This is a genomic window from Mesorhizobium sp. M1088 (genome assembly GCF_040318575.1).
GTDB lineage: Bacteria > Pseudomonadota > Alphaproteobacteria > Rhizobiales > Rhizobiaceae > Mesorhizobium.
Window position 1 is genome coordinate 1 of the sequence record NZ_JAMYMO010000140.1, and the last position, 555, is coordinate 555.

Here is a 555-nt window from a genome sequence, read left to right on the forward strand (position 1 = left end):
GTTGAGGCGCAGATAGCCTGCAGGCATTCAAAAAGCCATCGAGGAACTTTGAACCGTCGCGGCCGTTTACCGGCTATCGCGTCCGGAAAGTTCCGCCATGAATGTCAGCGACGAAAGGACTGTATCCCTTTGGGCGGCAACCGAAGTAGCGCCTGATGCAGTTCCGCTCGAGCGGAGTGAACAGGTCGATGTCGTGGTCGTCGGATCTGGCATTGCCGGACTGTCGGTCGCGTTCGAACTGGCCATCGCCGGGCAAAAGGTGGCAGTGCTCGATCGCGGCCGGATCGGAAGCGGCATGACGGCCCGCACCACCGCGCATCTGTCATCGATCTGCGACGACTACTTTTCGGAACTGATCAAATTGCGTGGCGAGGAACTGGCGCGGATCTACTACCAAAGCCAGTCGGCCGCTATCGACCGTATCCGATCGATTCAGGAGGCGGAGGGCATGCCGTGTGATTTCCGCCGCCTCGAAGGCTTTCTGTTTCCGGCGTCGGGCAGGAAGGAATCCGTCATCGAGCGCGAACTGGACGCCGCTCTGAAGATCGGTGTCGA

1 protein-coding gene is annotated in these 555 nt (G+C 60.0%); it reads left to right on the forward strand.

Annotated features, from left to right (window positions below; translation table 11 throughout):
• Window positions 1–97: 97 nt before the first annotated feature.
• Window positions 98–555, forward strand: a 458-nt coding sequence (locus NKH49_RS34860; protein ID WP_352930251.1) for an NAD(P)/FAD-dependent oxidoreductase, incomplete at its 3' end; no start/stop codon positions are given.